Source organism: Gracilibacillus ureilyticus (assembly GCF_900111195.1).
Taxonomy (GTDB): Bacteria; Bacillota; Bacilli; order Bacillales; family Amphibacillaceae; genus Gracilibacillus; species Gracilibacillus ureilyticus.
This window is the reverse complement of sequence record NZ_FOGL01000010.1, coordinates 48,019-69,448: the sequence shown is the minus strand read 5'-3', so window position 1 is coordinate 69,448 and position 21,430 is coordinate 48,019. Positions and strand designations below refer to the sequence as shown.

At 36.3% G+C, this 21,430-nt stretch carries 20 protein-coding genes; 16 read left to right on the top strand and 4 right to left on the bottom strand.

The genetic code is table 11. From position 1 onward, the window contains the following. The first annotated feature begins 269 nt into the window (after positions 1-269). The 7 genes from BMW36_RS10915 to BMW36_RS20735 all read left to right on the top strand — a co-directional run bounded on the left by BMW36_RS10915 (position 270) and on the right by BMW36_RS20735 (position 8,910). Positions 270-2,048, top strand: a complete 1,779-nt coding sequence (locus BMW36_RS10915; RefSeq protein ID WP_425431943.1) for a sensor histidine kinase — start codon at positions 270-272, stop codon at positions 2,046-2,048. Next, positions 2,023-3,552, top strand: coding sequence for a response regulator transcription factor (locus BMW36_RS10910; RefSeq protein ID WP_175480427.1), 1,530 nt, complete (start codon positions 2,023-2,025; stop codon positions 3,550-3,552). The genes BMW36_RS10915 and BMW36_RS10910 overlap by 26 nt, the downstream gene beginning before the upstream one ends. Before the next feature lie 135 nt (positions 3,553-3,687). Then, the gene (locus BMW36_RS10905; RefSeq protein ID WP_089740998.1) at positions 3,688-5,013 is read left to right on the top strand and encodes an ABC transporter substrate-binding protein; all 1,326 of its coding nucleotides are present in this window, start codon (positions 3,688-3,690) and stop codon (positions 5,011-5,013) included. 73 nt (positions 5,014-5,086) lie between these two features. Beyond that, on the top strand, positions 5,087-5,983 hold the full coding sequence (locus BMW36_RS10900; RefSeq protein WP_089740996.1) for a carbohydrate ABC transporter permease: 897 nt from the start codon (positions 5,087-5,089) through the stop codon (positions 5,981-5,983). Positions 5,984-5,985: 2 nt separating this feature from the next. After that, entirely contained in the window at positions 5,986-6,825 is an 840-nt protein-coding gene (locus BMW36_RS10895) for a carbohydrate ABC transporter permease (RefSeq protein ID WP_089740994.1), read from the top strand. Between the two features lie 21 nt (positions 6,826-6,846). Then, complete coding sequence (locus BMW36_RS10890) at positions 6,847-7,479, top strand: YesL family protein (RefSeq protein ID WP_089740992.1); 633 nt, start codon at positions 6,847-6,849, stop codon at positions 7,477-7,479. Positions 7,480-7,656: 177 nt separating this feature from the next. Then, the gene (locus BMW36_RS20735; protein WP_281243035.1) at positions 7,657-8,910 is read left to right on the top strand and encodes a coiled-coil domain-containing protein; all 1,254 of its coding nucleotides are present in this window, start codon (positions 7,657-7,659) and stop codon (positions 8,908-8,910) included. A 130-nt stretch (positions 8,911-9,040) separates the two neighbouring features. On the opposite strand, the gene BMW36_RS10880 is transcribed toward BMW36_RS20735, so the two are convergent. From BMW36_RS10880 to BMW36_RS10870, 3 genes are read right to left on the bottom strand one after another with little or no spacing between them, the layout of a single operon-like run. After that, a complete protein-coding gene (locus BMW36_RS10880) occupies positions 9,041-9,469 on the bottom strand; it encodes a BrxA/BrxB family bacilliredoxin (protein WP_089740990.1) in 429 nt (142 codons plus the stop codon). A 47-nt stretch (positions 9,470-9,516) separates the two neighbouring features. Continuing rightward, on the bottom strand, positions 9,517-11,268 hold the full coding sequence (gene pabB / locus BMW36_RS10875) for an aminodeoxychorismate synthase component I (protein ID WP_245711655.1): 1,752 nt from the start codon (positions 11,266-11,268) through the stop codon (positions 9,517-9,519). Continuing rightward, complete coding sequence (locus tag BMW36_RS10870) at positions 11,265-11,864, bottom strand: anthranilate synthase component II (protein WP_089740988.1); 600 nt, start codon at positions 11,862-11,864, stop codon at positions 11,265-11,267. The genes pabB and BMW36_RS10870 overlap by 4 nt, the downstream gene beginning before the upstream one ends. 238 nt (positions 11,865-12,102) lie before the next feature. On the opposite strand from BMW36_RS10870, the gene BMW36_RS10865 reads away from it, so the two are divergent. From BMW36_RS10865 to BMW36_RS10825, 9 genes are all read left to right on the top strand, one after another. Then, on the top strand, positions 12,103-13,056 hold the full coding sequence (locus tag BMW36_RS10865) for an ABC transporter permease (protein ID WP_089740987.1): 954 nt from the start codon (positions 12,103-12,105) through the stop codon (positions 13,054-13,056). Further along, entirely contained in the window at positions 13,046-13,999 is a 954-nt protein-coding gene (locus tag BMW36_RS10860) for an iron chelate uptake ABC transporter family permease subunit (protein WP_089740984.1), read from the top strand. Before BMW36_RS10865 ends, BMW36_RS10860 begins: the two co-directional genes overlap by 11 nt. Further along, positions 13,996-14,763 carry an iron ABC transporter ATP-binding protein gene (locus tag BMW36_RS10855; RefSeq protein ID WP_089740982.1) on the top strand — a complete coding sequence of 256 codons (768 nt, stop codon included), beginning with the start codon at positions 13,996-13,998 and terminating at the stop codon, positions 14,761-14,763. The genes BMW36_RS10860 and BMW36_RS10855 overlap by 4 nt, the downstream gene beginning before the upstream one ends. Positions 14,764-15,115: 352 nt before the next feature. Beyond that, positions 15,116-16,192, top strand: a complete 1,077-nt coding sequence (locus BMW36_RS10850) for a siderophore ABC transporter substrate-binding protein (RefSeq protein ID WP_089740979.1) — start codon at positions 15,116-15,118, stop codon at positions 16,190-16,192. 353 nt (positions 16,193-16,545) lie between these two features. Continuing rightward, positions 16,546-17,013 carry a chemotaxis protein CheX gene (locus BMW36_RS10845; RefSeq protein ID WP_089740976.1) on the top strand — a complete coding sequence of 156 codons (468 nt, stop codon included), beginning with the start codon at positions 16,546-16,548 and terminating at the stop codon, positions 17,011-17,013. Between the two features lie 27 nt (positions 17,014-17,040). Then, complete coding sequence (locus BMW36_RS10840; RefSeq protein WP_089740974.1) at positions 17,041-17,508, top strand: chemotaxis protein CheW; 468 nt, start codon at positions 17,041-17,043, stop codon at positions 17,506-17,508. Positions 17,509-17,523: 15 nt separating this feature from the next. Beyond that, entirely contained in the window at positions 17,524-17,880 is a 357-nt protein-coding gene (locus BMW36_RS10835) for a response regulator (protein ID WP_089740972.1), read from the top strand. A gap of 184 nt (positions 17,881-18,064) precedes the next feature. Continuing rightward, a complete protein-coding gene (locus BMW36_RS10830; protein WP_089740971.1) occupies positions 18,065-19,225 on the top strand; it encodes an acyl-CoA dehydrogenase family protein in 1,161 nt (386 codons plus the stop codon). A 66-nt stretch (positions 19,226-19,291) separates the two neighbouring features. Beyond that, complete coding sequence (locus BMW36_RS10825; protein WP_089740969.1) at positions 19,292-20,194, top strand: M14 family metallopeptidase; 903 nt, start codon at positions 19,292-19,294, stop codon at positions 20,192-20,194. Here the strand turns inward: BMW36_RS10825 and BMW36_RS10820 are convergent. Next, entirely contained in the window at positions 20,191-21,336 is a 1,146-nt protein-coding gene (locus tag BMW36_RS10820) for a glycosyltransferase family 4 protein (protein WP_089740967.1), read from the bottom strand. The genes BMW36_RS10825 and BMW36_RS10820 overlap by 4 nt on opposite strands. Positions 21,337-21,430: the final 94 nt, after the last annotated feature.

Below are 21,430 nucleotides of genomic sequence, written 5' to 3'. Positions count from 1 at the left end.
AAAGAAAAAAGAAGCGAAGAGGTTCAGGCGCCCTCCGAAAGCCATGGCGCGAAAGAAAAAAGGAGCGAAGGCATTCAGTCGCCCTCTAACCCATCCCATAGTCGAACATCACTCAATGATCAATCTCCACGCTAAACTTCTAAAATTTCCACAATGCAAGTCTCATTTCAGGCGAAATACTCCGAATACCGATTTGACGTTAATGTGAACTAATAAGTATAATTAATTGTAAGCGTTAACACCTATTTAGAAATGAGGTGACCAGAGTGTTGCATAATCTTAAAAACTATTATATGAATTTACGACTTAAACATAAGATGGTTATTTTGACATTGCTTGTCTTATTGACATTCAGCATTGGAGGGTTATCCATTCTGCAGTATGCCTTTAATTTATATAACAAAGAAATCTACCGCCAGTCAGCACAGGCTTTGCAGGTATCCACCAATTCTATTGAAGCAGAAATGAAAAAATTGGAACGTCTTTCTTACCAAATTGCTACAGATACCTATGTTCAGTCATATTTAACAGAACTTTCCAAAACTGAATCAAATTATAACCGCTATATGATTGGTGCTGAACTGAGGAAAAGATTAATCGATATTGGGGCATTGAGTAAATACGTTGAATCGATACAGCTTTATGATAAGTATGACGAAGAATATGCCAGTGGAATTGCATTAAAAAATTTATCAGATAAGAGACTGGAAGAAATCAAGAATATCACCAAACTCGAAGAAGGAGGAGTAGCCTGGGCTCCTCCGACAAAAGAAGATGCCACTATGATTGTAGCAAGAGATATTCGCGAATATTTAGATTTTTCGTTTGCCAGGTTGGGGACTGTAGCTGTACGAATAGATATTGAAGAAATCGTAAATGAAATCACGAAAAACTTAGAAGAACAGAATACAAGCTTTTTAATTTTCGATGAAGAAGAAAATCAGATATTCATGAATGATAACCAAATTGAAAGCATTAAGCCATCTCAGTTTCATATCAATCAGCAAGGCTACCAGATTGTAAAAATAAATAAAGAACGTTACTTTTTAACATATTCTGAGGCGAATGAATTAGGATGGACGTATATGATATTAACACCATACAGCAACCTGTTCATGGTTATCAGTCAAACAAGGACTGCCGTTTTCGTTACTTATTTCGCGTTATTTCTGATCGTGATTTTTTTAGGCTCAAGATTTACCGGTACAATTGTTAATCCGATTGAGAGTTTAAATCAGAAGATGAAAAAAGTTCAGACAGGCAACCTGGATTATTATGATCTGGAATCTGAAGCGAGTTTCACAAAAGATGAAGCAGGCCAACTACATGAGAACTTCAAGAAAATGATGAATCAGATTAATTATTTAATAGGAGAAAATTATAAAAAGCAATTACTAATTAAAGAATCTGAGTATAAAACATTACAGGCCCAAGTAAATCCGCATTTCCTATATAATACTTTGGAATCGATTAACTGGTCTGCAAAAATTGCTGGTGAAAAAAAGATATCCCAAATGGCAGAATCGCTGGGTTATGTTTTAAGGTCATCGATTAATATGAAAAGCACTCTCATACCATTGAAAGAAGAGATTTCTATAGTTGATCATTATATTACGATACAGAAATACCGTTTCGAGGAAAGACTTCTTTTTCAAAAGCAAATTTATGAAGAGTTACTTAATGTAAATGTTCCAAAGTTTATCTTGCAGCCAATCGTAGAAAATGCGATCAGGTATGGATTGCAGGAAATGGTCGGTGTGTGTGAAATTTTACTTGATATAAAAGAAGAACACGGAAACATTTGCATTACGGTAAGTGATAATGGACCGGGGATGACATTAAAACATTTAAACAACGTTATAAAAGGTAACTATGAACCAAAAGGAACAGGAATCGGCTTAAGAAATATTAATGAGCGGATAAAGATACTGTTCGGTGAAAATTATGGAATAAAAATTGATAGTGAAATTAATAAAGGAACAAATATAAAAATAATATTACCAAGGGAGGCAGATGACAGTTATGTACAAAATATTGCTGGTAGATGATGAACGAATGATTTTGGATGGTATATCTGTCATTATAGACTGGAAGAGTCATCAGGCAGAATTAATTGGAAAGGCAATGAATGGATTAGAGGCATTAACTTTAATTGAAGAAAAAATACCGGACATTGTCATTACGGATATAACTATGCCTGGTTTAGATGGTATTGGATTAGTAGCCAAAGCAAGCGAGAAATATCCCAGGATTAAATGGGTGTTCTTATCAGGCTACAATGAATTTGAATATGCCCGGCAAGCGATGAAATTCGGTGTAAAGCATTATTTGTTAAAACCTTGCAATGAAGATCAGATTTCGGAGGCCCTGACAGATATAATTAAAGAAAAAAGAGATGAAGAGGAAGCAGTCCGTTATTTAGAAACGATACAGCAGGAAGCGTCTAAACTGTATGAATATGAATATGAAGAGATTATGAAACGGTTTATGACAGATGTTCCGTTGACAGAAGATTTACCACAGAAATTCCGTCATATGGTAAAGAAAAAATTCGGAACGGCTGATTACCAGTTTGTTATATTCCATCATGAGGAACAGGTGGAATACCCTCTTTTAGAAAAATATATGAAAGAGATAGAAACTGTTTTTAAAGATTATCCCTTTATTGGGACGATAATTGACAGTAATTTAGTAATTCTGTTTGATGGTGAACATTTTTTTAAAGAACAATTAATCAAACAGTTTTCAAACATGGGAAATTCCTGGTCAATGATTATATCTCCTCATAACTATTCCAGTAAACGCCCAGAAGTCATGTCTTCACTAAATTACTTAATTAATCAGTTTTTTTACAATTCAGAGGGGGAGGTTGTTGTACAGGAAAAATTTACAGAGTTTCAGACAAATATTGATCAACTGACATCGATTGATTTAAATCAGGTGATTGTTCATTTGAAAAAACAATCGATTAAGCAGGCAATGCATTTAATCAGACATTTTGGTAAAGAAATGGAATATCAAAAAGTAAGTCCTAAAATCGCAAAAGGTTACTTTATTCAATTTTATCTGTTATTGATGAGTAAACTAAATACTGTTATGCTGGAAGACCGGTTTGAAACAATTTCCAAGCTTGAAAACATGTCCTATATTGACAGCTATTATCAGTTTTTTAATCAGTTATTCACATCCATCACAGAAATTCTCCCAACATCCAGAAAATACTCTAAAGTTGTAATGGATCTAATTGAATGTATTGAGAAGGAAATCCACAATCCGGAATTATCACTGCAGTGGTTAGCAAATAACTGCCTTTATATGAATCCAGATTATCTGGGTAAAATTTTTAAAAAAGAAATTGGGCAGCGTTTCTCGTCTTATGTAACGAATGCACGGATTAATAAAGCGGTCGAAATAATGGAAGCAGAAGAAGATATCAAAGTATTTGAGCTTGCTGAAAGATTAGGATTTGGCAGCAACCCGCAGTACTTTAGCCAATTGTTTAAAAGGATCAAAGGCTATACTCCATCAGAGGTGATGAAAAGTGCGGATTAAGAAACCGCTGTCAACACCTCTTTTTTTTACACATTTATGTCTGTTTTTTCTATCATTGTGTGGAATAATTTAATGATATTATATATTTGTAATCGCTTTCAGATAAGCGTATATAAAAAAAGGGGAGGGAAAGAAATGAAAAAATCTTTGTATTTGCTGTTAGGTTTAGTTCTGGTATTGTTCTTAGCTGCATGCAGTGGGGATGACGGAACAGAAGAAACAAGTACAGATAATGGAGCGGAAGAATCAAGTGATAATTCTGGATCTGAAGAAACTTCCGGGGAAGATGTTACATTAAGAATCGCATGGTGGGGTGAGCAAACAAGACACGACTATACACTGGAAGTAATTGAAATGTATGAGGAGCAGAATCCTAATGTAACAATTGAACCTGAATATGCAAGCTGGGATGACTATTGGCAAAAATTAGCGCCACAAGCTGCAGCAAATGAGTTACCTGACATCATTGCAATGGACTTATCTTATCTTTCTCAATATGCACAGAATGGGCAATTAGCAGATTTGGAACCATTCCTTGAAAATGAAATTGATATTAGTAATATTTCCGAAGATAACGTATATGCCGGTCAGGTTAATGACGGGCTGTATGGATTCAACTTAGGAGTGAATGCATTAGGTTTTCAGTACAATCCGGAAAAATTAGCGGAGATAGGCTATGACGAAATTCCGGAAGACTGGACATGGGATAAGTTTCAGGAAATGTCTCAGGCAGCTGCCGATGCAGGAATTTACTTTGATAATGGTTTCCAGGCAGATGTATTTTTTAACTATTACTTACGGACACAGGGAAAACGTTTATATGCAGAAGATGGCAGTGGTTTAGGTTATGAGGATGATCAATTGTTTGTAGACTTTTTCTCAATGGTTACAGAAGAAGTTGAGAAAGGTGCAACACCTACGCCAGACTTTTTAGCTCAGTTGGCAGGCCCTGAAGATGATCCGGTCATTAAAGGAGAAGGTGTTGGTATTTTTCAGTGGTCTAACCAGTTTGTAGGTCTTGAGCAATTGTCAGGTCTGGATTTTGAATTTGCACCAATGCCTGGTCCGAATATGGAAGAAGGCTTATTCCTGAAACCTAGTATGTTCTTCTCTGTTGCGGAAAATTCTGAAGCAAAAGCAGAAGCAGCTAAATTTATTAGTTTCTTTATTAATGATATTGAAGCAAATAAATTAATATTAGGTGATCGTGGTGTTCCGATTTCTTCAGAAGTTCTGGAAGCATTAAAATCGGAAGTATCTGATTCTCAGGCACAGGTTTTTGATTATATCGAATGGGCAGAACAAAATAGTACACCAATGGGTGCAGCGGATCCAGCTGGAGCAGGTGAGATTATTGAGTTGCTGACAAGTCTTTCAGAACAGATGTCATACGGAGAAACTACACCAGAAGAGGCAGCAGAATATTTCAGAACGCAAGCGGAAAGTATTCTAGGAAACTAATAGCTGGTATGATAGCTGATCTTTCTTTAGATCAGCTATCATTTTAAACAGACAGAGAAGGGAGCTGATTACTATGCAATCACACATGAAACAGAATTTGTGGGGATATCTGTTTATCGGACCATTTATTATTGGTTTTTTAGCTTTCACCATAATACCGATCATTTCATCTTTATATTTTTCCTTTACTTCCTATGATCTTTTTTCTCCACCACGGTGGATAGGATTAGATAACTTCACAAAGATGTTTACAGAAGACCCTCGTTATTTACACTCATTAAAAATAACCTTTATTTATGTTTTTGCAGGGGTGCCGCTAAGGCTGGCTTTTGCATTAATTGTTGCAATGCTGTTAAATACGGCATCACGTGCTGTCGGGTTATACCGGACAATGTATTATCTGCCTTCATTAATTGGAGGAAGCGTTGCTGTTGCTATCATGTGGCGCCAGATCTTCGGGGATGACGGTATCGTAAATCTGGCACTTGGTGTATTAGGTGTTGACCCAGTAAGGTGGTTCGGAAATCCAACAGCAGCATTATGGATGTTAATTTTCTTGTCGATATGGCAATTTGGTTCATCGATGTTAATTTTCCTTGCAGGGTTAAAGTCTATTCCGCTCAGTTATTATGAGGCGGCAAGTGTTGATGGAGCAAGTTTCTTTCAAAAATTCTTTAAGATCACATTGCCAATGTTAAGCCCGGTTATATTATTTAACGCCATTATGCAGACAATCGGGGCATTTATGACATTTGTACCTGCCTTTATTATATCTAAGGGTACAGGTGGTCCTCTAGATGGAACTTTATTATATTCCCTGTATTTGTTCAAGCAAGGTTTTGAATTTTTCCATATGGGTTATGCATCAGCTATGGCATGGGTAATGTTAATAATTATAGCAATTCTTACATCCGTCATATTCCTGTCATCAAGATTTTGGGTTCACTATGAATCAGAAGGGGGCAGATAACAATGAAACCGAAACATTTGAAAAAAATTATTTACCATCTACTTGTCGGTGGATTTGCAATTTTGTTACTCTATCCGGTTATCTGGCTGATTATGAGTTCATTTAAATTAAGTGAAAACATTTTTGTTACAGCACAATCATTAATTCCAAATCCATTTGTGCTGGAGAATTATGCACAGGGCTGGGAAGGATTCGGTGATTATGGTTTCGCAACCTTCATTAAAAATACTGCGATCTTTGTTGCATTTGTATTAGTTGGCCACTTAATTTCCTGTTCATTAATTGCTTTTGGTTTTGCTCGCTTGAAATTTGTTGGCCGAAGCTTCTGGTTTGCGATAATGATTAAGACGTTAATGCTTCCATATGAAGTTGTTATGATTCCGCAATATATCATTTTCGCTGAACTTGGCTGGCTTAATTCCTTAAAACCATTAGTAGTGCCAGCATATTTCGGTCACCCATTCTTTATTTTTCTGCTTGTACAATTTATTCGGACGATTCCGCGAGAATTGGATGAAGCAGCAACCATTGATGGATGTAATACGTTTCAAATTTATTACAGGATAATTTTGCCTCTAATTGTACCGGCACTCGCTACAACAGCAATCTTTACATTTTACTGGACATGGGATAACTTGCTTGGACCAGTATTATACTTGAACAGTCCGGCTAAATATACAGTGTCGATGGCATTAAATATGTTCTTAAGCAATGAGACGGTTTCCAACTGGGGTGCCATGTTTGCGATGTCAACGGTTTCCTTAATACCGGTATTCGTAATCTTCTTCATTTTCCAGCGATATGTTGTAGAAGGTATAAGTACAAGTGGATTAAAAGGTTAAATCAAATGAGGTGGAGAAATTATGCAGGCAGCGAATAAAGCCCTGGAATGGATTACAAGAATAGCATACTTAAATATATTGTGGATATTATTTACAGTGACAGGTGCATTGGTTCTGGGGTTATTTCCTGCTACTGCAGCTGCCTTTACTGTCACAAAGAAATGGATATCAGGAAAAAGCGACATTCCTGTTTTCAAAACATTTTGGCGGTCATATCGTGAATCCTTTAAAACAGCAAACTTTCTGGGATTAATGATAAGTCTATTCGGCTATATTTTATATTTGGACTTTTTATTCATTACCATTTCACCAAATGAATATGCTTTACTTTTAACTATTCCATTTCTGTTTATTAGTATATTGTATTTCCTGACACTGCTATACATTTTTCCGGTATATGTGTATTATGACATGAAAATTACTAAGGCAATAAAAAGTGCTTTTTTTATAATGATATTGAACCCAATGCAAACAGTCATAATGGTTTTTGGCCTGTTTGGTATCGGGGCCGTGTTATGGTACTTCCAGCCGCTGATTTTTTTCTTCAGTATGAGTCTGATCACCATTGCACTTATGATGCCGGCACGAAGAGCTTTCGAGAAAATACAACAAAAACAGGAACGTTATAAAAGCAAGAAATTGGTAGAAGAATAAAACATAAAATCTAAATTTTAAACATAAAATACTAATTTGAAATATAATTGTAATATTACACTAATAAAAATGACATATTTCTATGTTACACTGTTGCTAGTGAATTAGAGAGATATAATAGAAAACCCTTTACATCTATATTCGCTACTATTAATAGATTGAAGGCAGGGGAATCGAGTGCGAGATTGGAAACTAATAATGAAGCAAACCGCAGTTACTGCAACAGTTGTAACGAGTTTATTTTTTGTACATAACCATTCTGTTCAGGCAGAAACACAAGAAGAAATTCAAGCACAACGTTCAGAGTTACAGACTAACATAGAAACAAAACAATCTGAAATTGATAGTATTAAAGAAGAATTAATTACATTGACAGAAAAACTTAATAGATTAGAAGAAGCAATTAAAGATAACGAAAAAGTAATGCAGGAAACAGAAGGTAATATTACTAAAGTAGAATCAGAAGTAGAGGATCTTGAAGCAGAGATCGAGGAACTGCAAAAAGATATTGACCGGAGAAATGAAATTCTTAAAGAGAGAATTTCGTCAATGCAGCAAAGCGGCGGTACTAACAGTTATTTAGAAGTACTGTTTGGTGCAACGAACTTCCTTGATTTTATTGATCGTTATTCGTTAGTAACAAAGATAACATCTGCTGACCAGGAATTACTGGATGCACAGGAAGCAGATAAACAAAAGTTAGAAGAGAACAAAGTTACACTTGATAGCAAATTAGCCGAATTAGAAGAAATGGCTGTTGAATATGAAGCAATTCAGAAACAAATCGTTGCCCAAAAAGAAGAGAATGAAGAAGTAAAAGAAGAGCTTGAACGAAAACAGGAAGCTAATAAAGACATTCTTGCAGATTTACAAATTGAGGACGAAATCCTCGCTAAAAAAGAAAAAGCGCTGGAAGAAGCTAAAAAACAGCAGCAATTACTGCAAAGCCAGCCAGCTGGCAATGTAAGTTCAGGATCTGGAAACAGTACAGTATCTAATCAGTCAGCTCCTGCAAGTAATTCAGGTACTGCTGTTGCAAGTGGCAATTTACAAACAATTATTAATGCAGGTAATAAATATATTGGAAACTCTGTGTATGTTTTTGGTGGCGGAAGAAATGCTTATGATATAGCAAATGGCCGATTTGATTGTTCAGGATTTGTAAGTTGGGCATTCAGTCAAGGTGGCGTTAGTCTGCCAGCTAGCACGTCTGCGATGTCAGGTGTCGGTACTCAAGTTTCCACAAGTGAAATGAAACCAGGTGACCTTGTATTTTTTAATACATATAAAACAAATGGGCATGTTGGTATCTATCTTGGAAATAACAAATTTATTGGATCACAAAACTCTACAGGTGTAGCAGTTGCTGATATGGGTAGCGGATATTGGGCTAACACATTCTCAGGACATGTACGCCGTGTAGTACAATAATAGTATTAAAAAGCCAAGGATCTAAAATCCTTGGCTTTTTTCTTGCTCTATTTTATTGGCTGGGTCTTCCAAAGCTGTTCAATCCTGTCCATCAACCCGATGATCAGCAGTCTCAACTTGACTAAGGAAGTTAGCAGTATTTGTCATATGCTTCCGTTAATTGTTCAACAATTTCTTCTACTTCAAATCCTTCAATTTGTTCTCGTGGTAAGAAATATTGCAACTGTCCATCTTTAACGATTGCCATTGATGGAGAAGATGGCTCTATATCAGAGAAATACGATCTCATCTGTTCTGTAGCTTCCCGATCCTGTCCAGCAAAAACTGTTACAAGCTTTTCAGGTTTATTCTCATGATTCAAAGAGTGAATAGCAGCCGGTCTTGCTAAGCCTGCTGCACATCCGCATACTGAATTAATCACTACCAATGCAGGTTCACTGTTTTTATTCATGAATTGATTGACTTCCTCAGGTGTTGTTAGTTCATCAAAACCTGCATTTGTTAATTCTTCTCTCATAGGTCTTGCAACTTCCCGCATATATTCTTCGTAAGCATTCATAAAGAAAATCCTCCTTGTATGTTCTCTGTTATCAGCATTTTAACAAATTACCTGAAAGTAGACGAATTATTTGTTTCAAGCAGTTCAACTTTTAACCAGCCTCTAACACTATTTATAAACCAAATTTGATCATATTCATCTATGTTCTGAACTGGGATCTGCTTCTCTTTAATTATTTTTTTATCGATAAGTTTAGCACGCATCGTTCCATTTAACAGTCCGTCCGACACGGGCGGAGTATAGTACATCCCGTTTTTCTCGAAAACAACATTTCCAATTGTAAACTCAGTTAAAAATCCATTTTCATTCCAAAGTAATGTTGTCATATATCCTTCTGGTAAGTACTGATCATAATTTTTGTAGATGGACCGGTTGGTTGTTTTGTGATATAGGAATACATTGTCGGACGATATAGGCTTGAGTGCAATTAACGAATGGATGGGCTCTGATAATTCATTAATATGATCTGCAGTTACGGAAATACTTCCATGTTGATCAAGCAGCAGTCTGACTTTATATTTACCATGCGGATATTTATTTGCTAATTCGGATAAATGATGGATCAGCTCTTTCTTATTCCATTTGTATGAAAAGTATATTGCCGAATCGTGCAATCGTTTTAAGTGATAATCTAGTAAAGGATAAGTTCCATTCTCTAATAAGATAGATTCCAGTAATGAGAACGTTGGTCTGTTATCACTTAAGAAAGCAGCTTTCTGTTTCCATTCAGCATATTCATCCTCTTTGTTGGAATGCCATGTGACACCACTTCCGGTTCCATATGCTGCCACACCTGTTTCATTATTTATCCAGACGGTTCTGATTGGCACACTAAAAACCGCTTGTCTGTCCGGTCCGATCCATCCTATTGCCCCGCAATAAACTTCCCGCGGCGTTGTTTCTATCTCTGCAATTTGTTTCATTGTCTCTACTTTTGGTGCTCCGGTAATAGATCCGCATGGAAAAAGTGCCTCAAACCAGTCCCAGACTGTTTTATCCTCTTCTAGTACTGCTTCAATCGTTGAGGTCATTTGATGAACAGTAGGATACTGCTCAATCTCGAACAGACTTTTTACAGTGATACTACCCGGTTTTGCGATACGGCCAAGATCATTCCTTAATAAATCTACAATCATCACATTTTCGGCCTGGTCCTTTTTTGATGACTGTAACTGTTTTTTTAATTCGGAATCTTCTTCTAGTGTTTTTCCTCGTTTTATGGTCCCTTTCATTGGTTTTGTTTTAATTTTGCCGTTATCTACATGGAAGAAGAGTTCAGGTGAAATAGATAAAATCTGATAATCTTCTATATTTAAATAGGCACAATACGAGGCTGACTGGTTTCTCAGCAATTGCTGATAAAAAGAATGGCTGTCCCCTGAAAAATGCGCCTTTAACCTTGTAGTATAGTTCACCTGATAAGTGATTCCTTGTCCTATTAAAGATTTAATTTTTTCTATCATTTGATCATATCTATCACGACTGATAGTATTTTTCCATTCGGAGAGAGTATAAGAAGAATTATTATCCAGTTTCTTATTTCCAGGCTGATCTTCTTCAAAAACTCCAAACCATATTAATGGAAGCACACTGTTATCAGAGACGTAGTAACTGGTGTCAAAAGCGGGAGCAGCTTCATAGGAAACATAACCTGCTACATAATAACCTTTACTAAGCGCACGCTCTACTTTTTTGAAAGCCTCCGGAACATTCTCTATTTTGTTTGCTTTAATAATCTCAATCGGCTGAGTAAATACTTTTTCCATTCCTTTAAAATCATACTGAAGATAAGTGTTCACTTATAACACACCCTTTCTAAAGGCACATGGTCAATCATCCGTAAACTGTTAGCAACTAACTCATAGCCATATTCAGTAAGAATAGCTTCAGGATGAAATTGTACTCCTTCTATCGGATATTTCTGATGTTTCACAGCCATAATAGTATCATCATCTGTAACAGCTGTAACAGAAAGTTCTTGTGGAAAAGTATATTTATCTGTTATCAAAGAATGATATCTTGTTACACGAAATGATGATGGCAAGTTATGAAAAACGCCTGTTCTTTTGTGGTGTATAAGACTTGTCATACCGTGTACAGGTTCATGAGATTTGACGACATTTCCGCCAAAATATTCCACGATAATCTGCATCCCAAGGCACACACCGAAGATAGGGATTCGATCATGGAAATGTTCTAATACTTTTAATGAGATACCACTGTTTGCAGGTGAACCGGGGCCTGGTGATAAAACCAGGAGACTGGGATTCAATGATGCGATTTCCTCAATTGTTGTCGAGTCATTTCTGTAAACTGTAACATCTTCTCTCATTTGACGGTAATATTGGACAAGATTATATGTAAATGAGTCATAGTTATCTATAATAACAATCATTAAGAACCCTCGCTTCAGAAAAATGAATTACTAACCATTATACCGCAATGTGTAACAGCAAAAAAGATTAGAAATCTAAAATATGCGGGTAACACAGCAATTTATTAGGTAACCGTCTACATGAAATAGCTTTCCTCATGTTGACATTTTCTGCAACTTTCATTATAATGTATCTCGTACTCGGAATGATAATCATTTTCATTTGTGTGCAGAATATTATAAGTTATGAGGATTACATATGAGACTATGGATGTTATTAATTGCTGCAACGATCCTGTCAATTATATCACTATTTATTGGAGCAATTGATATTAAAGTTAGTGATTTGTTTGACTGGAACTCTGATGAAACACAGATATTCTTAATAAGCAGGGTACCACGCTTAATGGCGATTATTCTTGCTGGAGCAGGCATGAGTATCGCTGGTCTGATTATGCAGGCTTTAAGCCGGAATAAATTTGTGTCCCCGACTACAGCAGGTACACTAGATGCTGCAAAACTAGGAATCTTAATTTCTATGCTTTTCATTACAAATGTTACATACACACAGCAGGTGCTGTTCAGTTTTGCATTTGCTCTAGTTGGTACACTTGTTTTTATGCAAATCTTAAACCGGATCAAATTTAAAGATGCCATATTTGTCCCGCTTATTGGGATTATGTATGGAAATATTTTATCATCAATAACTACATTTTTTGCATATGAAGCAGATCTTATTCAAAATATCTCCGCATGGTTGATGGGAAGCTTTACATTAATTATATCTGGTCGCTATGAACTTTTATATGTGAGTATTCCGGTGATTATATTAGCATATCTCTATGCTAATAAATTTACTGTAGCTGGAATGGGAGAAGAATTTGCGAAAAACCTTGGATTAAGCTATAAGGTTGTGTTAAATATTGGTCTTGTTCTTGTTGCCATTATTTCCACAACGGTAGTTCTCACTGTTGGAGTTATACCATTCTTAGGCTTGATAGTTCCAAACATTGTGTCGATTTATTTAGGGGATAATTTACGTAAAACTATTCCGCATACGATGTTACTGGGAGTTGTTTTTCTATTGATCTGTGACATTATTGGACGTATCATTATTCATCCATATGAAATTCCGGTAAATGTTACGGTCGCAGTAATTGGAAGTGCGATCTTCTTAATTATGTTATTTAGGGGGAGAGCATATGCGAAATAGTACGAAACTAATTATTTTGTTTGTATTAGTAATTATCTCTATATTACTTTACGGTTTTTATGATATTAAAGGCGGGTTTGATTATGCCTTTCCCAGACGAATGACACGTGTGGCGGCAATGGTAATAACAGGTATTGCCATATCTTATTCGACAGTCGTCTTCCAGACAATTACCCATAACCGGATATTAACACCTTCTGTAATGGGACTAGGTTCGATGTATGAAGTCGTTCAAACATTAATCTACTTTTTTGCAGGATCGATGTCGATCTGGATTGTTAATAAGTATCTGAATTTCGGTGCAGCGATAACGGCGATGATACTATTTGCTCTTCTATTATATCGTTTTCTGTTCCGGGCAGATAAACATCCTATTTATTTACTGTTGTTAATCGGGATGATTATAGGTACCCTTTTAGGGAGTTTAGTCACTTTTCTTCAAGTTCTGATTGACCCTGTTGAATATTTAGGGTTGCAAACGATGCTATTCGCATCCTTCTCAAAGGTAAAAGCTGAGTTATTATATATTGCAGCAGGAATTCTGCTCATTGCCTTTGTCTATGGCTACTTTATAATGAAAAAACTGGATGTTATGTCACTCGGTCGTGAGAATTCAATTAATCTGGGTATTAATTATGACCGTATGGTGATGAATGTATTAATTTTATCCTCTGTATTAATTGCAACATCCACAGCGTTGGTAGGACCAATAACATTTTTCGGATTAATTGTGGCAAATCTCTCTTACCAGTTCTTAGTTACATACAGGCACTCTGTCTTAATACTAGGGGCAAGTCTATTCAGTATTATTGCATTAGTCGGAGGACAATTTCTTGCTGAACATATTTTTGAATTACGAACAACAATTAGTGTAATTATTAATTTTGTCGGCGGTATTTACTTTATTTACTTATTACTAAAGGAAAGTAGGGCATCGGGATGATAGAAATTAAAGGGATAACGAAACAATTTGGTAAGAAACCTGTCGTAGAAGATGTATCCGTCACAATTGAACAAGGTACAATTACTTCTTTTATTGGACCAAATGGGGCAGGTAAATCCACGCTTCTATCAATGGTCAGCAGACTATTAGATGCAGATACCGGGGAAGTATTACTTGATAAGAACAATGTAAAAAGGTGGAAGTCAACAGAGTTTGCAAAACGGGTATCTATACTAAGACAGGCTAATTTTATAAACGTCAGATTAACAGTTCGTGAACTTGTGGCATTTGGCCGCTATCCATACTCAAAAGGCAGATTGACTTCAGAAGACGAGAAATTTGTCGATCAGGCTATTGAGTATATGAATTTAGCCGATATGCAGGATAAGTTCCTTGACGAATTGTCAGGTGGTCAGAAACAGCGGGCGTTTATTGCAATGGTTATTGCACAGGATACCGATTATATTTTACTTGATGAGCCTTTAAATAACCTCGATATGAAGCATTCTGTCCAGATTATGAAGATTCTGCGAAAACTGGTTGATGAACTTGGCCGGACCGTAGTTATTGTATTACATGATATCAATTTTGCCTCCGTATACTCTGACCGCATTGTTGCATTGAAAAATGGCAAACTAGTTAAAAATGGTCCAACGAATGAAATTATTAATTCAGAGGCATTGCGTGATATTTATGATATGGACATACCTATTCAGGAACAGAATGGTTGCAGAATCTGCGTCTATTTTAACTCACACACCTAAAGAACGGGAACGAACATAAACGTGATAATTGAATGATGTTCTGTAACAAACAAAAATTCTCATGAACACAAGCTGCGTTGATTGTTCATGAGAATTTTTATGCATACACAGTACGAAAATGATTTTATATTGCTCATTTCAAAGGAAGCTCTTTCTGCGGAATACTATACGAAGATCGAATTGTTTGAATATAGGCTTATTATAACGGCAAAATGATTATCATTCTCAAAAAATAATAAAATTTGGTAAAATTGCTGTTGACGAGTTTATCGAATGTATGTATAATGATAATTGTTATCAGTGATAATGATTATCATTATTAAATATTTATACATAAAAAGGAGAGAAAAAAATGAAGAAGTGGCAATTAGCAATATTATTTTTAGTTTTTGCAGTAATGCTGGCAGCATGTGGATCGAATGAAGAGAGTACAACTGAGGGATCTGATGAAGTGTCAGCATCTGAAGGCCAGGAATCAGAAAATGGATCTGAAGAATCTGATGACAAGGCAGAAGCAAATACAGGAGAAGAAATATCTGCTGCTTATCCAATGACTATTGCTCCAACAGTTGCTGAATCAGAAGGCAGAGACGGCAGCTCAACTGCTTTCAGTGAAGTTGAATTTGAATCAATGCCAGAGAAAATTGTGGTATTTGATTACGGATTCCTTGATACGTTAGATGCATTAGGTGTAGAAGGGATTGTCGGGGTAGCAAATGGCTCTACTTTACCATCACATTTAGAAAAATATGAGTCTGATGAATATACAAATATCGGAACATTAAAAGAACCATTATTGGAAGATATTGCTGCACTTGAGCCAGATGTTATTTTTATCTCTGGACGTCAATCCGCATTTTATGATCAGTTAAAAGAAATTACTCCGAATGTAGTATTTGTAGGAACACAGCAAGACGACTACTGGAATACATTCCTTGCTTCCGTAGATATTGCTGCTAAAATGTTTGGTAAAGAAGCAGAAGCTGAAGAATACACTGCAAAGTTTGATTCTGCTTTAGAAGAAGTTAAAGCATTGGCTGGAAACTATGAATCTAGTTTGGTTACAATGTATAATGAAGGAAGCTTATCAGGATTTGCAACAAATTCCCGTTTTGGATACATTTATGACATTTATGGATTTAAACCAGTGACAGAAGATATTGAATCATCTTCCCATGGATCAAACTTCGGCTTTGAAGCAATCCTTGAATTTGATCCACAAGTATTATTTGTTATTGACCGTACGGCGGCAATTAATGGAGAATCAAACATTGATGCCGATATGGAAAATGATATCATCAAACAAACTGCCGCATATAAAAACGAACAAATCGTTTATTTAGATGGTGCATTGTGGTACTTAAGTGGCGGAGGTTTACAATCCGAACTGGCTAAAATCGAAGAAATTATAGATGCATTGAGCAAATAAATAAAATTAGACTTTTTGCTCAGGTGGATAATTACAGACGTGTAGGGCTGTGATTAACAATAAAGTATTAGGGGACTGTCTGAATTAGACGGTCTCCTTTTTTCTATTGAAATAACTTCTCATAGCTTTGTTGATTAGGTCTTATGCAGCATTGTATTTTCACGTGTGGTGAATCTTTACTTTGCCAATAGGATACATTTCCCAAATATTTCTGAAAAAATGAACCGTTATAGATATTATGACTATTTTTCCACAAATTTTTGTTGTGTAATAGCTGAAAATTAGGTACTATGGATTATAAGGAGTAATTTTATCTACTGCTAACATTTTATGAGGTAAGGAGACATGCACTGATGACATCATCTTCAGAAGTAAACATGAATGAAATTATTAAAGAACTTTATAACGGTTCAGTACAGTCTATTAAAAATGTTGTACCAGTTGATCATCAATTTGATGCCCCTAAGCTAACGACAGAACCGCTGCAGGTTCAGTATGGGGTACTAATCGGTTATAGTGGCACATTTAAAGGAGATTTGTTAATTCAAGCAAAACATAATGTCTTTAGTGCAATAGGCGAAGCATTATACGGTATGCAATTGTCAGAGGAAATGCTTGATTCATTTTCGGGAGAGTTAGGGAATATGGTCGCTGGAGGACTATCGACTCATTTAGCTAATGCTGGTATTGAAACAGATATTACCCACCCTACAATTATTAGCGGTGATGCTAAATTGACAGGTTTTAAAAGAGTTCTGGAAGTACAGATAAATTATGAAGAGATCGGTGGCATGACTATGTCACTATTATTAAATCAATAAATCTATTAAATTAGGCAGGTGATTAGAATGCAGGAAACATTAACAAAAACAATAATTTTTAAACTGAATAATCAGGAATATGGGACAAATATTGCTCAAATATTGTCAATTGAGAAATTACAGGAAATCGTAGCATTGCCGCAAACGTCCGACTTCATTAAAGGAATTATTAACTTACGAGGAATTGTCACGCCGATTATTGATCTGCGTACAAGACTAGGTTTAAATCAAATAGAAGAAACAGAACAGACAAGAATATTAATTGCGAAAGTGAAAGATGTTCAAGTTGGTTTAATTGTTGATGAAGCGACAGATGTTATTGACATTTCCCCGGAAATTATTGAAGATACACCAGGGTTGGTTAAGGATGTGGATCACCGTTACTTAAAGGGTGTGGCCAAGTTAGAAGATCGGGGAATGCTTTTGCTGTTAGATTTAGATTATGTGCTTAGCACAGAGGAATTAAGTGAAGTACAACAAGTTACACAAGATTAATGGAGGTTCAGGAGAATGGCACAAGTATTAATTGTAGATGATGCTGCTTTTATGCGAATGCAGTTGAAAAATATTTTTACAAAACTAGGTCATGAAGTAGTTGGAGAAGCAGAAAACGGCGTTCAGGCAACAGAGTTATATGAACAGTTAAAACCAGATATCGTTTCAATGGATATTACAATGCCCGAAATGAATGGAGTGGAAGCAACGAAAGAGATTAAAAGTAAAGATGGAAATGCTACAATTATTATGTGTTCTGCAATGGGGCAGCAGCAAATGGTATTAGATGCAATTAAAGCTGGAGCGAAAGACTTTATTGTTAAGCCATTTACAGAAGAACGTGTAAAAGAAACTTTAGATAAGCTATTATAAAAACAAAGAGCGACTCTACATAGTGAGAGGGCGCTCTTTTTAATTGCGTCATATTTCTCACAGGCTAATCTCAATCATTCCCACTTAAAAAAATAAATTTAAGCATATCCATGAGTAGATTATTGGTAAATTGTTCAGTGCTTCGCTATCATTTTAATTAGTTATTGGAAGGAGGTTAATATAAATGGTTTTTCAAAAACATTTTATACAAAATGAAAGACAAAGAAATTTAGTGGATCGTGCCAGCAGCTTAGCTGATAAATTAAAACAAAGAAGAAAACAGGCAGATAAAGAGGCATCATTCCCAATTGAAAACCTGAATGATTTACGTAGCGGAAATTATTTGTCAATAACATTGCCTGAACAATATGGTGGTGAGCAATTAAGCTTATATGAATTTCTTCTGGTTCAGGAAAAACTGGCGGAGGGGGATGGAGCGACAGCCCTTTCTGTTGGGTGGCATCTTGGAGTAATAAAGGAATTAAGTGAAGACGAATTATGGAGTAATCAAATGTATGATTTCATTGCAAAGGAAGTCGGGGAAAAGCAGAAATTAGTTAATCGTGCTGCAACGGAACCGGCTACTGGAAGCCCGACACGTGGAGGTATTCCGGAAACGAGAGCTGTACTTTCTGGAGACAAATACGTTCTCAATGGAAGAAAGACATTTACAACAATGGCAGAAGTGCTGGATTATTATATTGTGACAGCATTTGTAGAAGAAAAACAGGCTGTTGGCTCTTTCTTAATACCCAACGATACAGATGGAGTAAAAGTTAACAAGACATGGGACACACTGGGAATGAGAGGTACTGGAAGTGATGATCTGATTCTTGAAAATGCAAAAGTCCCAATGGATTACCTTGTTGAAATTAATGACAAACCGAAGAGACCAGGACCAAAAGGCTGGCTGCTGCATATTCCTGCATGTTATTTAGGGATTGCAATGGCTGCTAGAAATGATGTAATCGAATTTGCGAAAAATTTTCAGCCGAACAGTTTGAATACACCTATTTCTGAGGTGGAGCACATTCGTCAAAAGGTAGGAGAGATTGATTTAAAATTAATGCAGGCAAGGCACTTTATGTACGGAGTTGCGGAAAAGTGGGATAAATATCCGGAAAATCGCTCAGAGTTATCTGGTGAGCTTGGAGCAGTAAAAGTGGCTGCAACAAATTATGCTAATGAAATAGTTGATTTAGTCATGCGTATTGTTGGCGGGAGAGGACTTGCTAAAAATTTGCCTTTTGAACAATACTACCGGGATGTTAGAGCAGGTTTACACAATCCCCCAATGGACGATATGGTTGTTCAAATCCTTGCTAAGCAGGCATTCGGAAAATAATCTAGGCACTTTCATCTGAAAACTGCATAAACTGATAAGAGAAGATTACTTGCAGGGAGGTTACACATGGGTGATATTGTGAATCCAAAACAAGTATATCGTTACAAACAATTAGTGAAAGATTCCGAATTATTAACAAGAAGATATGAATGCTTAAAGAAAGCAGTTATTGGTTACTCTGTTCAGGGCAGAGAGTTAATTGCATTAAAACTGGGGTCTGGTAAGAGAAAAATAATGTTAAATGGTGCTCATCATGCAAGAGAGTGGTTAACCACCGCACTATTAATGAACATGGTAGAAGATTATTGCGAGAGATACGAAAATGAAAAAAATGTAAAAATATTGCTCCAAGATGTTTCCATCTGGTTTGTACCAATGGTAAATCCTGATGGAGTAACATTGGTACAGGACGGAGTAGAACAATTTGAAGAATCAGACTTACTAATTCAGATGAACAATGGGTCAGAAGTGTTTGATGGATGGAAAGCAAATATCCGCGGTGTTGATCTAAACCGTCAATACCCGATAGATTGGGAAAATATCGATGATCAAATCCAAAAACCCGCCCCTGCTATGTTTAAAGGACCGAAACCGTTAAGTGAACCTGAGGCAAAGTCATTATATGATTTCGCGTTAAAGCATAAATTTTCATTTGTTGCCTGTTATCATTCATCGGGGGAAGAGATATTCTGGCAATACAAACTATCAGGTAAAGAATATGTTTATGCAAAAGGGTTTGCAGATCAGCTTTCTACAATAACAGGTTACCGGTTAGTCGACCCGGGCCCTGATCCTAGCGGTGGCGGTTTTACTGACTGGTTTATCATGGTACAGAAACGGCCTGCTTTCACAATAGAAATTGCACCATATGTGGGGCCGGTACCTGTACCATTGAAACATTATAATAAAATCTGGACTGAAAACAAAGAAGTCGGGATGATATTAGCCAGAGCATGCCTTTACAATTAAGCGTGCTTTGTTGTTTCCTTTTCATTAAGAATGACTGCCTGATAACCTGAAAGCAATTCCTCGAAGCGGTCTTCCCATCTTTGTTTCTGGGCATACCGGATCGCATTTTCGCCTAACTGTTGGCGCCATTCCTCGTTTTCTAAGATGGATGCAATTGCTTTCGAATATTCATGTTGTTTTTGGGGGGAACAAAGTAAACCTGTAAAGCCTTCCTGTATAATAGTTTTTACCCCTCCCGCATTTGCTCCGACGACTGGTGTCCCACATGCTAGAGCTTCGAGCACTACATTGCCAAATGTTTCGCTTTCAGAAGGAAAAACGAATAAATCACTTGCAGATACAATTGGGGCAATTTCACTTTGAGGTAGAAATCCAGTGAAACTGACGTTTTCAGATTTATTCTCCTCTAAGTACTGTCTGGAAGGTCCGTCACCGACAATTATCCAATGAATTTGATTCTGTAAGTGTTCGGGTATATTTTTGAATAAATATGCCATTACTTCAATATTCTTCTCTGGTGCTAGTCGCCCGGCATAGCTGAGTATATATTTCTGTTGAATATTGTATTTAATACGAATGCTGTTTTGATCATAATGTGGGTGAAAAACCGATGTGTCTACACCACGTTTCCAGATTTGAATATTTCGGAAATTGCGTTGCATTAACTGATTATACGTGTGTGCAGATGGAACAAAAATTCGTGCCATATGCTGATGGAACCATTCCATATAGCGCCATAGTGGTTTTGATAATAAAGAGAGATGATAATAGTGCAAATAATGATCAAAATCTGTATGATAGGATCCAACGAGTGGTATATTTAATTTTTTTGCTAATTGCAAACCGCATAATCCAATCGAAAAAGGTGTAGCAACATGGATGATATCTGGTGCGAATGATAATAATAAGTCGCGAATTTCTGCTTTTTTTGGGACAGATATTCTGCACTCTTTATAAAGAGGAAAAGGGAAGCTTGATTGGGGATATATTTGCTCTGTTTCTGGCTCACTTCCTGTCTGTTTAGGTGAAATAACGATATATGAGTGATTCGTATGATCAAGATACTTCGTAAGTTTTCCTAAAGTTTTAGCAACACCATTTACATCCGGGAGAAATGTATCCGTAAAAATTGCGATCTTCATTTCGTCACATCCCTTCTAGTAAGTCCGTTCACTCAAAGGATATGTCGAAAACATGTTAAGAACAACCGGTTTATGTAAAATAAATGTAAAAAGA

Bases quoted from the DNA above. Each gene is read 5' to 3' on its own strand.
- BMW36_RS10910 (WP_175480427.1), top strand. From the start codon at position 2,023: ATGTACAAAATATTGCTGGTAGATGATGAACGAATGATTTTGGATGGT.
- BMW36_RS10905 (WP_089740998.1), top strand. From the start codon at position 3,688: ATGAAAAAATCTTTGTATTTGCTGTTAGGTTTAGTTCTGGTATTGTTC.
- BMW36_RS10900 (WP_089740996.1), top strand. From the start codon at position 5,087: ATGCAATCACACATGAAACAGAATTTGTGGGGATATCTGTTTATCGGA.
- BMW36_RS10895 (WP_089740994.1), top strand. From the start codon at position 5,986: ATGAAACCGAAACATTTGAAAAAAATTATTTACCATCTACTTGTCGGT.
- BMW36_RS10890 (WP_089740992.1), top strand. From the start codon at position 6,847: ATGCAGGCAGCGAATAAAGCCCTGGAATGGATTACAAGAATAGCATAC.
- BMW36_RS10880 (WP_089740990.1), bottom strand. From the start codon at position 9,469: ATGAATGCTTACGAAGAATATATGCGGGAAGTTGCAAGACCTATGAGA.
- BMW36_RS10870 (WP_089740988.1), bottom strand. From the start codon at position 11,864: ATGATTGTTATTATAGATAACTATGACTCATTTACATATAATCTTGTC.
- BMW36_RS10865 (WP_089740987.1), top strand. From the start codon at position 12,103: ATGAGACTATGGATGTTATTAATTGCTGCAACGATCCTGTCAATTATA.
- BMW36_RS10860 (WP_089740984.1), top strand. From the start codon at position 13,046: ATGCGAAATAGTACGAAACTAATTATTTTGTTTGTATTAGTAATTATC.
- BMW36_RS10855 (WP_089740982.1), top strand. From the start codon at position 13,996: ATGATAGAAATTAAAGGGATAACGAAACAATTTGGTAAGAAACCTGTC.
- BMW36_RS10850 (WP_089740979.1), top strand. From the start codon at position 15,116: ATGAAGAAGTGGCAATTAGCAATATTATTTTTAGTTTTTGCAGTAATG.
- BMW36_RS10845 (WP_089740976.1), top strand. From the start codon at position 16,546: ATGACATCATCTTCAGAAGTAAACATGAATGAAATTATTAAAGAACTT.
- BMW36_RS10840 (WP_089740974.1), top strand. From the start codon at position 17,041: ATGCAGGAAACATTAACAAAAACAATAATTTTTAAACTGAATAATCAG.
- BMW36_RS10835 (WP_089740972.1), top strand. From the start codon at position 17,524: ATGGCACAAGTATTAATTGTAGATGATGCTGCTTTTATGCGAATGCAG.
- BMW36_RS10830 (WP_089740971.1), top strand. From the start codon at position 18,065: ATGGTTTTTCAAAAACATTTTATACAAAATGAAAGACAAAGAAATTTA.
- BMW36_RS10825 (WP_089740969.1), top strand. From the start codon at position 19,292: ATGGGTGATATTGTGAATCCAAAACAAGTATATCGTTACAAACAATTA.
- BMW36_RS10820 (WP_089740967.1), bottom strand. From the start codon at position 21,336: ATGAAGATCGCAATTTTTACGGATACATTTCTCCCGGATGTAAATGGT.